This window comes from Micromonospora sp. NPDC047756 (genome assembly GCF_055587245.1).
On sequence record NZ_JBVJGQ010000001.1, the window covers coordinates 620116 to 633386 of the forward strand.

15 protein-coding genes are annotated in these 13271 nt (G+C 70.5%); 4 read left to right on the top strand and 11 right to left on the bottom strand.

The features are described from left to right. Positions 1–55 precede the first annotated feature (55 nt). Positions 56–931, top strand: a complete 876-nt coding sequence (locus ACZ6NZ_RS02875; protein ID WP_465855204.1) for an alpha/beta fold hydrolase — start codon at positions 56–58, stop codon at positions 929–931. Positions 932–946: 15 nt separating this feature from the next. Here the strand turns inward: ACZ6NZ_RS02875 and ACZ6NZ_RS02880 are convergent, their stop codons facing one another. Further along, positions 947–1501, bottom strand: coding sequence for a carboxymuconolactone decarboxylase family protein (locus ACZ6NZ_RS02880; RefSeq protein WP_465855206.1), 555 nt, complete (start codon positions 1499–1501; stop codon positions 947–949). Between the two features lie 126 nt (positions 1502–1627). On the opposite strand from ACZ6NZ_RS02880, the gene ACZ6NZ_RS02885 reads away from it, so the two are divergent. Then, entirely contained in the window at positions 1628–2104 is a 477-nt protein-coding gene (locus ACZ6NZ_RS02885) for a MarR family winged helix-turn-helix transcriptional regulator (protein ID WP_465855208.1), read from the top strand. Positions 2105–2201: 97 nt separating this feature from the next. On the opposite strand, the gene ACZ6NZ_RS02890 is transcribed toward ACZ6NZ_RS02885, so the two are convergent. Next, a complete protein-coding gene (locus ACZ6NZ_RS02890) occupies positions 2202–2390 on the bottom strand; it encodes a DUF397 domain-containing protein (RefSeq protein ID WP_465855210.1) in 189 nt (62 codons plus the stop codon). Then, positions 2381–3187 carry a helix-turn-helix domain-containing protein gene (locus tag ACZ6NZ_RS02895; RefSeq protein WP_465855212.1) on the bottom strand — a complete coding sequence of 269 codons (807 nt, stop codon included), beginning with the start codon at positions 3185–3187 and terminating at the stop codon, positions 2381–2383. The genes ACZ6NZ_RS02890 and ACZ6NZ_RS02895 overlap by 10 nt, the downstream gene beginning before the upstream one ends. Positions 3188–3523: 336 nt before the next feature. On the opposite strand from ACZ6NZ_RS02895, the gene ACZ6NZ_RS02900 reads away from it, so the two are divergent. Beyond that, positions 3524–3724: a hypothetical protein gene (locus tag ACZ6NZ_RS02900; RefSeq protein ID WP_465855214.1), complete on the top strand. Its 201-nt coding sequence runs from the start codon at positions 3524–3526 to the stop codon at positions 3722–3724. Positions 3725–3777: 53 nt separating this feature from the next. Here ACZ6NZ_RS02900 and ccsB read toward each other — a convergent pair whose 3' ends face one another. From ccsB to hemL, 6 genes are read right to left on the bottom strand one after another with little or no spacing between them, the layout of a single operon-like run. Next, complete coding sequence (gene ccsB / locus ACZ6NZ_RS02905) at positions 3778–4743, bottom strand: c-type cytochrome biogenesis protein CcsB (RefSeq protein WP_366605894.1); 966 nt, start codon at positions 4741–4743, stop codon at positions 3778–3780. Then, positions 4743–6386 (bottom strand): cytochrome c biogenesis protein ResB, encoded by a 1644-nt coding sequence (resB, locus tag ACZ6NZ_RS02910; protein WP_465855217.1) that lies wholly within the window; start codon positions 6384–6386, stop codon positions 4743–4745. The genes ccsB and resB overlap by 1 nt, the downstream gene beginning before the upstream one ends. After that, positions 6386–7204 carry a cytochrome c biogenesis CcdA family protein gene (locus ACZ6NZ_RS02915; RefSeq protein ID WP_465855219.1) on the bottom strand — a complete coding sequence of 273 codons (819 nt, stop codon included), beginning with the start codon at positions 7202–7204 and terminating at the stop codon, positions 6386–6388. Before ACZ6NZ_RS02915 ends, resB begins: the two co-directional genes overlap by 1 nt. Continuing rightward, positions 7204–7770, bottom strand: coding sequence for a TlpA family protein disulfide reductase (locus tag ACZ6NZ_RS02920; RefSeq protein ID WP_465855221.1), 567 nt, complete (start codon positions 7768–7770; stop codon positions 7204–7206). The genes ACZ6NZ_RS02915 and ACZ6NZ_RS02920 overlap by 1 nt, the downstream gene beginning before the upstream one ends. Continuing rightward, positions 7770–8417, bottom strand: a complete 648-nt coding sequence (locus ACZ6NZ_RS02925) for a histidine phosphatase family protein (protein WP_355004800.1) — start codon at positions 8415–8417, stop codon at positions 7770–7772. The genes ACZ6NZ_RS02920 and ACZ6NZ_RS02925 overlap by 1 nt, the downstream gene beginning before the upstream one ends. A gap of 6 nt (positions 8418–8423) precedes the next feature. After that, on the bottom strand, positions 8424–9761 hold the full coding sequence (gene hemL / locus ACZ6NZ_RS02930) for a glutamate-1-semialdehyde 2,1-aminomutase (protein ID WP_366605901.1): 1338 nt from the start codon (positions 9759–9761) through the stop codon (positions 8424–8426). Between the two features lie 180 nt (positions 9762–9941). Here hemL and ACZ6NZ_RS02935 point away from each other — a divergent pair, with 180 nt between their 5' ends. Further along, positions 9942–10277, top strand: a complete 336-nt coding sequence (locus ACZ6NZ_RS02935) for an STAS domain-containing protein (RefSeq protein WP_355004798.1) — start codon at positions 9942–9944, stop codon at positions 10275–10277. A 19-nt stretch (positions 10278–10296) separates the two neighbouring features. Here the strand turns inward: ACZ6NZ_RS02935 and ACZ6NZ_RS02940 are convergent, their stop codons facing one another. Together ACZ6NZ_RS02940 and ACZ6NZ_RS02945 are read right to left on the bottom strand one after the other, a co-directional pair. Continuing rightward, positions 10297–10851 (bottom strand): response regulator, encoded by a 555-nt coding sequence (locus tag ACZ6NZ_RS02940; RefSeq protein WP_465855224.1) that lies wholly within the window; start codon positions 10849–10851, stop codon positions 10297–10299. Further along, the coding region (locus tag ACZ6NZ_RS02945; protein ID WP_465855226.1) for an ATP-binding protein at positions 10848–13271 on the bottom strand (2424 nt) is incomplete at its 5' end. The genes ACZ6NZ_RS02940 and ACZ6NZ_RS02945, both read right to left, overlap by 4 nt.

The following is a 13271-nucleotide window of genomic DNA, read 5'->3' on the forward strand; positions in this document are numbered from 1 at the left end:
ATGGCGGGCGGTTGAGCGGGTAGCCGGGCGGACGGACGGCGGGCGGAGGCGGCGAATGGGCGTGGAACGGGTTCCGGCGGGGTTCACCGAGCAACGGGCACGGGTCGGCCAGATCACCATGAACTACGTCCGTGGCGGCGCCGGCCCGCCGCTGGTGCTGCTGCACGGGTACCCCCAGTGCTGGTACATGTGGCGGCACCTGCTGCCCGAGTTGGGGCGCTCCTTCGACGTGGTCGCGCCCGACCTGCGGGGCTTCGGGGGCAGCGACGCCCCGGCCGGCGGGTACGACAAGGTGACGGTCGCCGCCGACCTGCACGGCCTCCTCGACCAGCTCGGCCTGGTCAGTGACCTTCGACTGGTCGGGCACGACCTGGGGACCATGGTGGCGTACGCGTACGCCGCCGCCCATCCGCAGCGGGTGAGCCGGCTGGCGCTCACCGAGGCGCCGATCCCCGACGAGAGCATCTACACGTTCCCCGCGCTCACCTCGGCCGGGCCCGGGGTGTGGAACTTCGGCTACTTCTCTCTCGGCAACGGGCTTCCGGAGGCCCTGGTCGAGGGGCGGGAGTCGCTCTGGGTGGACAGGTTCACCGACGCGCTGATGGTGCGCAAGGGCAGCATCAGCGCGCCCGACATCGAGGAGTTCGCCAGCCATCTGCGCGACCCGGCGCAGCTGCGGGCCAGCTTCGCCTACTTCCGGGCGTTCCAGCAGGACATCGCGGACAACGCCGCGTACCGGGGCACGAAGTTGACCATGCCGGTGCTGGCCGTCGGGTCGGCGGCCAGCCTCGGCGGACAGGTCGCCGAGCAGGTCCGCAGGTACGCCGACACGGTCCGCGGCGAGGTGATCGAGGACTGCGGGCACTGGCTGTACGAGGAGCGGCCCGACGAGATGCTCGCCCTGCTGCGCGACTTTCTGCAGGCCGACTGAAGCAGGCGCCAGCGGTCAGGCGGCCGGCGTCCAGGCGTGGGCGGCCAGTGGCGGGTCGAGCGGTGCCCGGGTGAGCCGGTTGGCGAAGGTGGACATGGTGTACGCGCCGACGCCGAGCACCACGTCCAGCGCGTGCCGGGGCTGGTAGCCGGCGGCCAGGAAGTCGTCCATCTCGTCGTCCGGCACTGCGCCCCGGTGGTCGAGCACGGCCAGTGTGAACCGGCGCAGCGCCTCCAGGCGTGGTTCGGGCAGCGCCGAGCCGGCACGCAGCGCGGTGATCAGTTCGGCGGTCGCGCCGAGCCGGGTGAGCGTGCCGGTATGCAGGGCGACGCAGACGTGGCACTCGCTGGTGGTAGCGACGGCGAGGACGACCACCTCCCGCTCCAGCGGGGCGAGGTCGGTCTGCTCGAAGCCCGCACTGACGGTGAGGAAGCCGGCGAGCAGCTGCGGCGAGTCGGCCATCAGCGCCACCGGGGTGGGCAGCCAGCCGAAGCGGTTCTGCACGCCCTCGATGGCACGACGGGCGGCGACCGGTGCGGTCTCGGCGGTGTGTTCGGTGAAGACGGACATGTCCACCTGCTTTCGGAGAGGGCGGCGCGAGGCCGCGAGGTCGGGAGGCCGCCACGGCTGACGTCGGTGCCGCATCCGGTACGATAGTCAACGTGGTTGACGAAATAGTAAACGTGGTTGTCGAAGATGGCAACCGCTGACCCCGCGCGCCCCGGCTTCGCGCTGCCGCTGTTGCTGCTGGCCGGGTTCCGGACGCTGATCGACGACCTGCACACCGAGCTGGCCCGGGAGGGCCACCCGGAGCTGCGACCGCTGCACGGGTTCGTGCTCCAGGCCGTCGGCGCGGACGGCACCACCGCCACCGAACTGGGCCAGCGGTTGGGCATCTCGAAGCAGGCCGCCGGCAAGACAGTCGACCGGCTGGTCGCCGTCGGCTACCTGGAGCGGGTCGACGACCCTTCCGACGCGCGACGCCGGCTGATCCGGGTTACGCCGCGCGGCGCGGACGGGCTGCGCCGCTCGGCCGAGATCTTCGACCGGCTGCGTGCACAGTGGGCGGACACGCTCGGCCCGGAACGCGTCACCGCGATGGAAAACGACCTCGGCGCGATGGCCTCGGCCAACTGGTTCCGGCTCGACGTGCCCGGCTGGTTCGGCGGCTGATCGCGGGACTGGGGGGCGAGCGAGACTTCCAGGCCATCCTGACGGGTGGCCCGGGTCGGGTGCGGGGACGCCTGCGGCTAGCCGGCTGAGTAGCCCGTCAGTGGCTGCGGGCCAGCTCGACGAAGGCCCGCCACGCGGCCGGGGCGAAGGTCAGCAGGTCGCCGTCGCGGTCCTTGGAATCGCGGACGTGCACCCGGCCGGGCAGGTTGTCGGCGACCTCGATGCACGCGCCACTGTTGTTGCCGCTCCGGGTGGACTTGTGCCAGCGGGCTCCGGTCAGATCCATGGCTTCACGATCTCCTCGAGCAGGTCGATCGACTGCTGCCGGGGCAGCGCGTCACTGCGCAGACTCTCCCACCTTCCGAGCAGGGTCGCCACCTCGAAGATGTCGTCCACTGCGGTGCCACCGGTCTGGTTGTCGAGGAAGCCGAGCCAACTGCCGTCGGCGGTGCGGCCGAGGATGAACGGCCCGAAGAGGCCGGCGTGCAGGCCCACACCCTGTGGCAGCACGTGCACCCTGATGTGCGGGCGGCGGGCGCACGCCACCAGGTGCCGGAGCTGCTCGGCCAGCACCCCGGCGCACCCCTCCGCGAAGCGCTGTAGCGCGGCCTCGTCGATCACGGCGGTGAGCTGCGGTGGGTGCTCCCGGTCGAGGATCGTCTGCCGCTCCAGCCGGGCCGCCACCAACTCCTCCACCCGGTCGGCGGTCAGCCCGAGGTCGAGCCGGAACACCGCCCGCGCGTAGTCGGCGGTCTGCAACAGCCCGGGAACCATCGTCGCTTCGAAGCAGCGCAACTGGGTGGCGACCCGCTCGACCTCCAACCACGGGCGGAACCAGACCGGCTCGCCGTCGCGCCGACCCAGCTCGCGCAGCGAGGTCAGCAAGCCGCCGGTGTCGAGCACCTCATCGGCCCGCTTCAGGTACGCCTCGTTGGGTGCCGTCTGCCCCAACTCGACGGCCGACACCATGGACGGCGAGTAGTGCGCGCGTCTGCCGTACTCCTCCTGAGTCAGCCCGGCTGCGAGCCGGGACCGCCGCAGCTGCTCCCGGATCAGCGCCGCCGTGGACACCCTTGTGGTCACCGCACCCCACCTTCCGCCGCGATTGTCAGGGTTGTGCAACCCCACCTGCCGCACGGTAGCGAGCACTCAACGCTGCGTCAGGCCGTGACGCGCATATCGGGGTAACGCGAGCTGCGACCCGACCCGGGGGTGGCCGGCAAGCACAAGATCCACTCGGGTTTCGCGAAGTCGGGGTGTCCTGGGCCGCAGGACACCCCGACCACCTGAAAGCCGAGTGGATCAACGGGCGACCACGCGCGGGACACCGCCATATCGCCGCCCAGGGCCGGGTCAAGCCCGGCAGGCACATCTCACCGTGCCTGGCCGAACGGCGAGACGCGGGAGCAGAGTGGCTTCATGTCGGACGCGTACGTCGTCGGCGACCCGGACGGGTTGTCGCCCCTGCTGGTCGAGCTACGTGACGCCGTCGCCCGGGAGCTGCACGCCCAACTGGCGATGCGCGGCGAGCGGATCGAGCTGGCGGATCTACCGGAGGTGTCCTACCAGGTCACCGTCCAGGTCGAGCGGGCCATGCGGCCCTGGCGACCCACCCGGTAGACGCGGGCCGGGCACGGACGCATCCGTGACCGGCCCGTACCGCGTTGCCAGGATCAGTCCAGCCCGCCGTACGAGTGCAGGCCGGTGAAGAAGATGTTCACGCCGAACAGGTTCATCAGCACGGTGAGGAAGCCGAGCACCGCGATCCAGGTGGCCACGTTGCGCTTCACGCTGGGCGTCGCGCGGGCGTGCAGGTAGCCGGCGTAGACCACCCAGGAGATGAACGCCCAGGTCTCCTTCGGGTCCCAGCCCCACGGCCGCCCCCAGGCCGCCTCGGCCCAGATGGCACCGGCGATCACCGCGAAGGTGAAGATCGGGAACGCGAAGGCGTGCAGCGCGAAGGTCAGCCGCTCCAGGCCGGCTGCGCCGGGCAGCCGCTTGGCCAGGGTGTACGGGAAGCTCCGCTTGCCCTGCTCGAACCCGTTGCGCATCAGGAAACCGACCGCCGGCACCACGCCGAGCAGGAAGATGCCGGACGCGAAGACGATCGTCGAGACGTGGATGATGAACCAGTACGAGTTCAGCGCCGGCACCAGCGGCACGATCGGCACGTACAGCACCAGCTCGGCGGTGGCGACCAGCAGCACCATCACCAGGGTGAGGAAGAGCCCGAGCTTACGCAGCGACGGCCGCTTCCAGAGCACCACCAGCCAGGCGGCTACCCCGATGAACGTCACAGTGAGCACGAACTCGTACATGTTGCCCCACGGCATCCGGTCCGCGGCGAGCCCACGGGTGACCAGTGCCGCCAGGTGCAGCGCGGCGGCCACCGCGGTGGCGCCCACTCCGATCAGGCCCGCGAGTCGGGCCCGCCCGGCCGACCGGTCGACCGTCGGTGGCGACGGGACCGGCGCGGGCGGCGTCGGAACGCCACCGGCACCAACCAACTCGCGCGCCGGAGCCGCCGTGGCGACCCGGGTACGGGCGTTGCCCAGCGCGTACTCGACGGCGTGGCCGATCATCGCGACCAGGTACGCCAGGATCGCGAATGTCACCAGATTGTCGGAGAGTGCGGACATCACTCGGCTCCTTCTCGCACGCCGGCCCGGTCAGCGGAGTCAGCGCCAGCGCCAGCCCGGTCGGCACCGCTGACGGCGGCGACCAGCTGGGTGAACTCGTCGGCGAACCCTGGATAGTCGGTCCGCGGCAACCCACCGACCTCCATCAAGCTACTACCGCTCGTCGGAGATCCTTCCCCGGGGTCGGCCGGCACCACCCGGAAGAACACCCGGCGGCGCTTGCCGAACAGCGAACCCATCAGCCCGACCAGCAGGACGCCGCAGCTGACCAGCAGCATCGTCGAGCCGGGATCGTGCCGGACGGAGAGGGTGACGTACCGCTCGGTGCCCAGGAACTCGACTGTCGTGCCGTCGTCGAGCTTCCAGGTCTCGCCCTTGCGGAGCAGTTTGGTGCCGACCTCCTTGACCTTGCCGGCCCGCACCTGCCGCTGGTCGAGCTGGTAGACCGAGCCGGGGATACCGGCGTCCAGACCGAGGTTGCCGCGGTAGGCGACCAGGTTCAGCGCCGGGTTGCGCTCGGTCGGGTACTGCGAGCGGACGAACGGCGCCTGCTCGGGCGCGGTGGGCAGGTAGATGCCGGTGAACGCCATCTGCTGATCGGGTGCGCGCCGGCCGGTCGCCGGGTCGACGTTCGCGTCCGGGAAGGCCGCCAGCCCCTCGCTGGTCAGGCCCATGTCGCCGGTGGTCAGGAACGGCTCGTCACTGATCTGGCTGTTGCCGAACCGGTCGGTGTAGCGGATCACCGGGGCGTACCCGTGGCCGAGCAGGTAGACGCTCGCGCCGTTGAGGCGCAGCGGCGAGTTCACCGAGAAGTCGGCGCTGCGGGTCGGCTCGTCCGGGCCGTTGACGGTCACCCTGGCGTTGAAGAACTCTGGCTGACCGGTTTCCAGGAACCGGGCCTGGAAATCGTCCAGCCGCAGGCAGAAGCCGGGCAGGTCGGCGCTGTCCACCTGGGGGCCGAGCTTCGCCTCGGCGTACTGCTGGCGGGTGTTGCAGAACGCGTTGTCCGCGCCGGCCACCAGCAGCCGGTTGCCGCTCCACCCGTACCAGGAGCCGAGCGCCACCCCGATCAGCACCGCGATCAGCGAGGTGTGGAACAGCAGGTTGCCGGTCTCCTTGAGGTAGCCCTTCTCGGCGGAGACCTCGTCGCCGCGTACCTCGACGCGCCAGCGCCGCTTGCGCAGCACCTCCGCGATCGCCGCCGTCCCACCGGGCGGGGCGGGCAGCACCGTGTGCTGCGGCAGCCGGGCCATCCGCTTCGGTGCCGCCGGCGGACGGGACCGCAGCGTGCGGACGTGGTCGCGGAGTCGGGGCGTGATGCAGCCGATCAGGGAGGTGAACAGCAGCAGGTAGATCGCGGAGAACCAGACCGATCCGAAGACCTCGAACGCGCCGATCCGGTCCAGTCGGGGGGCCCAGTCCGGGTGGTCGACGAAGTACTCGTTGACCTTCTCCGGGCTGATTCCGCGCTGCGGCAGCACCGAGCCGGGGATGGCGGCGATGGCGAGCAGGAAGAGCAGGATCAGCGCCGTACGCATGCTGGTGAGCTGCCGCCACGAGTTGCGCAGCAGGGCCAGCAGCCGGTTCGGCCGGCGGCGTGGCGCGGGCGCCGCGGTTTCCGGTCGGTCGTCGACGACCGTCATCAGATGCTCACCTCGCCCACCCCGACGGTGGTCTGCAGCCAGATCACGAAGCTCTGCCATCCGCCGGTGACCAGGGCCAGACCGATCAGGATGAGCAGGGCGCCGCCGACCCGGGTGACCCAGCGGCTGTGGCGCCGGACGGCGCGGAAGACCCCGAGCAGGCGTTCGAAGCCCAGCCCGAAGACGACGAACGGTATCCCCAACCCGAGGCAGTACGCCACGGCGAGCACCACGGCGCGATCGGTCTGGCCGCTGGCGGTGGCCATGCCCATCACCGCGCCGAGGGTGGGGCCGGTGCAGGGCACCCAACTGAGTGCGAAGACCGCCCCGAAGACCGGTGCGCCGAGCAGCCCCGCCGACGGCAGCCGGGAGATCCGGAACTCCCGCTGCAGGGCCGGGATCATCCCGAGGTAGCTCAACCCCGCCACGATGACCAGCACGCCGACGCCGATCTGCAACTCGCGCTTGTAGTCGAAGAACACCCGACCGATGCTGGCGAAGAGGATCGCGGTGGCCACGAAGACGACTGTGAAGCCGCCGATGAAGAGCAGCGTCCCGGCGAGCACCCGACCCTTGACCGCGCCGACCCGCGCGACCCGTTCCTTGACCGCGACACCCCCGCCGGCCGGCTCGGGATCGGCCTGCGGTCGCCGACCCTCCAGGTCGGCGCCGGCCAGACCGGTCACGTACGACAGGTAGCCGGGGACGAGCGGAAGCACGCACGGGGACAGGAAGCTGACCAGGCCGGCGAGCGCCGCAGCGCCGATGGCGAGCAGCAGCGGCCCGCTGAGGGCCAACTCCTTGAAGGTCTCGCCCATCAGTTCGACGCCGGCTTCTCGGCGGCGACCCGTTCGACGATCGGCCGTAGCTCGTCCCTGGTCGTGGCGCGACGGATCACCACGGCGATCCGGCCGTCGCGGTCGAGGACCACCGTCGCCGGTGTGGAGTTGGGCGGGATGTCGAAGTTCAGCGCCTGGCTGCTGGACGGGTCGAAGATGCTCGGGTAGGTGACCCGCCCCCGCTCGAAGGCGATCGCCTTGTCCTTGCTGTCCTGCACGTTCACGCCGAGGAAGGTCACCCCGGACGCCTTGGTGGTCTGGTAGGTGTCTTCCAGGTCGTCAGCCTCCGCACGGCAGGGCGCGCACCAGGAACCCCAGAAGTTGACGACGACGACCTGGCCGCGTGCCTGGGAGATGTCGTACCGGCCACCGGTGAGAAGTTCGCCGACCACCTTGGGCGTCTTCGACCGCTGGTCCGGCGCACAGGTGATCGTGAGGCCATCACTGGTGCACTGCTTCTCCCCGTCGCCCCCGGACGTGCAGCCGACCAGCGCCACCGCGGCGACGGTGGCGAGCAGACCGGCGGTCCACCTCCGGGCGTTCATCAGGCCCCCTTGGCCGTCCGGGCGGTCGCGGAGAGAGCGATCAGGTGCGCGGCCGGCTCGCTGTAGCCGATGCCCGCCACCTTCGCGCCGTCGAAGTGGAACGAGGTGAGACTCGCCAGCCCGCACTGCCGCTTGCGGGGGTCGTGCCAGAGCCGCTTGCGCTCGACGTGACGGCGCAACGTCCAGATCGGGAGCTGGTGCGACACCAGCACCGCCTCGCGCCCCTCGGCGGCGACCCGGGCGGCGTGCACGGCGGCGAACATCCGCTCGGCGATCACCCGGTACGCCTCACCCCAGGACGGGGTCACCGGGTCGCGCAGCACCCACCAGTTGCGCGGGTCGCGGAACGATCCGTCACCCGGGGAGACCTTCTTGCCCTCGAACCAGTTGGCGCTCTCGATCAGCCGCTCGTCCACCCCGACCGGCAGCCCGAACTGGGCGGCGATCGGCTCGGCGGTCTGCTGGGCGCGCTCCAGCGGGCTGGCCACCACGTGCACGATCTCCCGCTCGGCCAGGCCCTCCGCAGCGGCCTTGGCCATCTGCACACCCAGCTCGGAGAGGCGGAAACCGGGCAGCCGGCCGTAGAGGATCTGGTCGGGGTTGTGCACCTCGCCGTGCCGCAGCACGTGAACCACAGTCTTGCTCAAGGTTGTCTACCCCCCGTGACCAGCCGCTGCCGCCGCGTTCGCCGCGGTGGGCAGTGCGGCGGCGATGTGCTCCAGAGCGGCGTCGTCGATCGCCGCCGAGACGAACCACGACTCGAACGCGCTCGGCGGCAGGTAGACGCCGGCGGCGAGCATCGCGTGGAAGAACGCCTTGAACGCGGGCACCTGCTGGGTGCGCGCGCTGTCGTAGTCGACCACGTCGGCGTCGGTGAAGAAGATCGAGAACATGCTGCCCGCGTACGACAGTCGGTGCGGGACCCCGGCGGCGGCCAACGCGTCGGACGCCAGCTTGCCCACGGCGGCGGCCGTGTCGTCGAGCTTGCGGTACAGCGCGTCGTCGGCGAGCCGCAGGGTCGCCAGGCCGGCGGCGCAGGCCAGCGGGTTACCGGAGAGGGTGCCGGCCTGGTAGACCGGGCCGGCCGGCGCGAGCCGCGCCATGATGTCCGCGCGCCCGCCGAACGCCGCGGCGGGCAGGCCGCCACCCATGACCTTGCCGTACGTCCACAGGTCCGCGTCGGAGGCGTCGAGGCCGTGCCACCCGGCGCGGGAGACCCGGAACCCGGTCATCACCTCGTCCACCACCAACAGGGCGCCGTGGGCGTGCGCGATCCGGGCGAGCTGCTGGTTGAAGCCGTCGCGGGGGGCCACCACGCCCATGTTGCCGGCGGCGGCCTCGGTGATCACCGCGGCGATGTGCGGGCCCTCGGCGGCGAATGCCTCCTCGACAGCCCGGATGTCGTTGTACGGAAGCACGATCGTCTCGCTGGCTGCCGCGCCGGTCACGCCGGGCGAGTCGGGCAGGCCCAGGGTGGCCACGCCGGAGCCGGCGGCGGCGAGCAGCGCGTCGACGTGGCCGTGGTAGCAACCGGCGAACTTAATGATCTTCGAGCGGCCGGTGAAGCCGCGGGCCAACCGGATCGCCGACATGGTCGCCTCGGTGCCCGAGTTGACCAGGCGGACCTGCTCGACCGGGGTCCGGGCGACGATTTCGGCCGCCAACTCCACCTCACCGGGGGTGGGCGTGCCGAAGCTGGTGCCGCGGGCGGCGGCGGCCTGGACGGCCTCCACCACCTGCGGGTGGGCGTGCCCGAGGATCAGCGGGCCCCAGGAGCAGACCAGGTCGACGTAGCGGCGACCGTCGGCGTCGTAGAGCCACGGGCCCTCACCACGGACCATGAAACGCGGGGTGCCGCCGACCGCCTGGAAGGCGCGCACAGGGGAGTTCACCCCGCCCGGCACGATGTCGCGGGCGCGGTCGAACAGGGCCTCGGAGGCCGGCGCATCGGCTGGGTAGCGGCCTGATCCGGCGGAAAAGATGTCGGTCACGATGCCGCCATTGTGACAGCGCCGCACGGTCAACCAGCAGCCACCCCGTGGTGGGGTTACCCGGCTCACCTGTGACCCGCGCCGGTCAGCAGCGCCGACACCGGGGGGCCTCGGGGCCTGGACGGCGACGGCTCACGGCCTCGACAGGCCAGGTCGGTCGGATCGCGCTAGGCTGACCGGGTGGATCGTGCCGAACTGTCCATCACGCTACACCGGACGGGCGACGAAGCAGTCTTGCGCCTGGCCGGTGAGATCGACATGCTCACCGCGGCCCAGCTCTCCACCGTCGTCAACGAGGTGCTGGCCGACCCACCGCCGAAGATCATCCTCGACCTCGGCGGCGTCACCTTCTGCGACTCGCAGGGCCTGGGCACCCTGGTCGTACTCAGCCGCAAGGCCAGCCACGCGCAGAGCCTGCTGATGCTGACGCACGTGGGCGACTTCCTGATCCGCGTACTGGACATCACCGGCCTGCGCAGTGCCCTGATGATTCGAAACGACCAGCCCACCGGCTGAGCCGCCCCGCCCCACCACGTCAGTCGGTGTTGCCCCAGCGGGCCTGCTCAAGCAGCCTCACCGCCCGGTCGCGGACCTCCGGGTCGTTCGAGCGGAGCTGGGCGGTGGCCTCGTCGACCGCGTCGGTGAGTCGCCGCCACTGCGTGTCGCGCTCCCGGACCAGATCCGACTGGGTCGCCAACTGCCGGGTCTTCACCCACAGCTCGACGAAGACCGACACCTTGGCCCGGAGCACCCACGGGTCGAACGGCTTGGTGAGGTAGTCCACCGCGCCCACCTGGTAACCCCGGAGGGCGAGCTGGGCGTCCCGGTCGGCGGCGGTGAGGAAGATGATCGGCACGTGCCGGGTCCGCTCGCGGCGCTTGATGTGGCTCGCCGTCTCGAAGCCGTCCATGTCCGGCATCTGCGCATCCAACAGGATCACCGCGAAGTCGTCCACCAGCAGCTGCTTGAGCGCCGCCTCGCCGCTCTCCACCGCCACGGACTGGACCGGCAGGCCCTGGAGAATCGCCTCCAGGGCCGTCAGGTTCTGCCGCCGGTCGTCAACGAGCAGCGCTTTGGCCATCTGGGTCACGAAGTCTCCTCGGTCCGGCTGCCGTTGATCCAGGACGACATCAACTCGATCAGGTCGTCCAGGTCGACCGGCTTGGTGATGTAGTCGCTGCCCCCGGCAGCGAGCGCCGACTCACGGTCACCCGGCATCGCCTTCGCGGTCAAGAAGACCACCGGGAGGTCGGCGAACCGGTGGTTGCGGCGAATCTGGCGGGTGGTCTCGTAACCGTCCTGGTCGGGCATCATGGCGTCCATCAGCACGATGTCCACCTCCGGATGCTCGGCCAGCAGACGGACACCGTCCGCCCCGTTGTCCGAGTACAGCACGGTCATCCCGTGCAGCTCCAATGCGCTGGTCAAGGCGAAGACGTTGCGGACGTCGTCGTCCACGATCAGCACCGTGGCGCCGTCCAGTTGACGGGTGACCGGTGCCTCCGGGCGTTCCGGCAGCAACTCCAGCGGCGGCATCAACAGCGACGACGGCAGCCCGGCACGCTGCGGCGACGGCGTCTGCGGCACGACCACCGCGTCCGGGGCCAGCACCTGCGGCACGAACAGGGTGAAGGTCGAGCCCTGGCCCGGCGCGGACGAGACGGTGATGGTGCCGCCGATCAGTCGGGCCAGATCGCGGCTGATCGACAGGCCCAGGCCGGTGCCGCCGTACCGGCGACTGGTCGTGCCGTCGGCCTGCTGGAACGCCTCGAAAATGATCGACAGCTTGTCGTCCGAGATGCCGATCCCGGTGTCGATCACGGTGAACGCGATCACCTGCTGAGCGTTCGTCAGCGCCGGCACGTCGAACACCGCGTTCTCCGCGGCCGGGGCGATCCGCAGCGTCACCGCACCGTTGTCGGTGAACTTCACCGCGTTGGAGAGCAGGTTTCGCAGGATCTGCTGCAACCGTTGAGCGTCGGTCACCAACGCCGGCGGCAGATCCTTGCTCACCCGTACCTGGAAGTCCAGGTTCTTCTCCTCGGCCTGCGGCGCGAACGCCTGCTCGACGTAACCGCGCAGCTCGGTGAAGCGGATCTCGGTCGGCTCGACGTCCATCCGGCCCGCCTCGATCTTGGACAGGTCGAGGATGTCGTCGATCAGTCGCAGCAGGTCGGAGCCGGACCCGTGGATGGTCCGGGCGAACTCGATCTGCTTCGGGCTGAGGTTCTGCTCCGAGTTCTCGGCCAGCAGACGGGCCAGCAGCAGCAACGAGTTCAGCGGAGTCCGCAGCTCGTGGCTCATGTTGGCCAGGAACTCCGACTTGTACGCCGACGCCCGGGTCAGCTGCTGCGCCTTCTCCTCCAGGCCCAGCCGCGCCAGCTCGATCTCCCGGTTCTTCGTCTCGATGTTCCCCTTCTGCTCGGACAGCAGAGTGGCCTTCTCCTCCAGCTCGGCGTTGGTGCGCTGCAACTCCGCCGACTGCTCCTGCATCTCGTGCGCCAGCCGCTGCGACTGGGCCAGCAGCTCCTCCGTACGCCGGTTGGCCTGGATGGTGTTGACCGCGATGCCGATGGTGAGCACCAGCCGCTCCAGGAACGCGAGATGCAGCTCGGAGTAAGCCGACACGCTGGCGAACTCGATCACCCCGAGCAGCTCGCCCTCGAACAGGACGGGGAGCACCACCAGGTCGGACGGGGGTGTCTCGGCGAGGCCGGACCGGAGGGTGAGCCGACTGTTCGGGGAGGCGCTGACCCGGATCGTGCGACGGGAGAGCGCGGTCTGCCCGACCAGCCCCTCACCCGGCCCGAAGGTGACGTCGTGCCCCCGCGCCACGTACCCGTACGAGGAGGTCAGCCGCAGCCGCATGCTGCCGTCGGTGTCGTCGGCGAGGAAGAACGCACCGAGCTGGGCGTCGACCAGCGGAGTCACCTCCGTCATGATCATGCGGCAGACCTCGCCGAGGTCGCGCTGGCCCTGCAACAGGCCGCCGATCCGGGCCAGGTTGGAGTCCAGCCAGCCCTGCTCGGCGTTCTTCTTGGTCGTCTCCCGGAGGGTGACGATCATCTGGTTGATGTTGTCCTTCAGCTCGGCGACCTCGCCCTGCGCCTTGACCGCGATCCGCTGGGTCAGGTCTCCCCGGGTCACCGACGTGGACACCTGGGCGATGGCCCGCAACTGCGTGGTCAGCGTCGAGGCGAGCTGGTTGACGTTCTCGGTGAGGTCGCGCCAGGTGCCGGAAACCCCCTTCACCTGCGCCTGACCACCGAGCTTGCCCTCGATACCGACCTCGCGGGCCACCCGGGTCACCTCGTCGGCGAACGACGAGAGCTGGTCGACCATCGTGTTGACTGTCGACTTCAGCTCCAGGATCTCGCCCTGGGCGTCCACGGTGATCTTCTGCGACAGGTCGCCCTTCGCCACGGCGGTGGTCACCGAGGCGATGTTGCGGACCTGGCTGGTCAGGTTCGACGCCATCGAGTTCACGTTGTCGGTCAGGTCCCGCCAACG

Excerpts from the sequence above, each read along its gene's own strand:
- resB (WP_465855217.1), bottom strand. The coding sequence starts at position 6,386 with ATGACGGTCGTCGACGACCGACCGGAAACCGCGGCGCCCGCGCCACGC.
- ACZ6NZ_RS02875 (WP_465855204.1), top strand. The coding sequence starts at position 56 with ATGGGCGTGGAACGGGTTCCGGCGGGGTTCACCGAGCAACGGGCACGG.
- ACZ6NZ_RS02890 (WP_465855210.1), bottom strand. The coding sequence starts at position 2,390 with ATGGATCTGACCGGAGCCCGCTGGCACAAGTCCACCCGGAGCGGCAAC.
- ACZ6NZ_RS02880 (WP_465855206.1), bottom strand. The coding sequence starts at position 1,501 with ATGTCCGTCTTCACCGAACACACCGCCGAGACCGCACCGGTCGCCGCC.
- ACZ6NZ_RS02885 (WP_465855208.1), top strand. The coding sequence starts at position 1,628 with ATGGCAACCGCTGACCCCGCGCGCCCCGGCTTCGCGCTGCCGCTGTTG.
- ACZ6NZ_RS02915 (WP_465855219.1), bottom strand. The coding sequence starts at position 7,204 with ATGGGCGAGACCTTCAAGGAGTTGGCCCTCAGCGGGCCGCTGCTGCTC.
- ACZ6NZ_RS02900 (WP_465855214.1), top strand. The coding sequence starts at position 3,524 with ATGTCGGACGCGTACGTCGTCGGCGACCCGGACGGGTTGTCGCCCCTG.
- ACZ6NZ_RS02920 (WP_465855221.1), bottom strand. The coding sequence starts at position 7,770 with ATGAACGCCCGGAGGTGGACCGCCGGTCTGCTCGCCACCGTCGCCGCG.
- ccsB (WP_366605894.1), bottom strand. The coding sequence starts at position 4,743 with ATGTCCGCACTCTCCGACAATCTGGTGACATTCGCGATCCTGGCGTAC.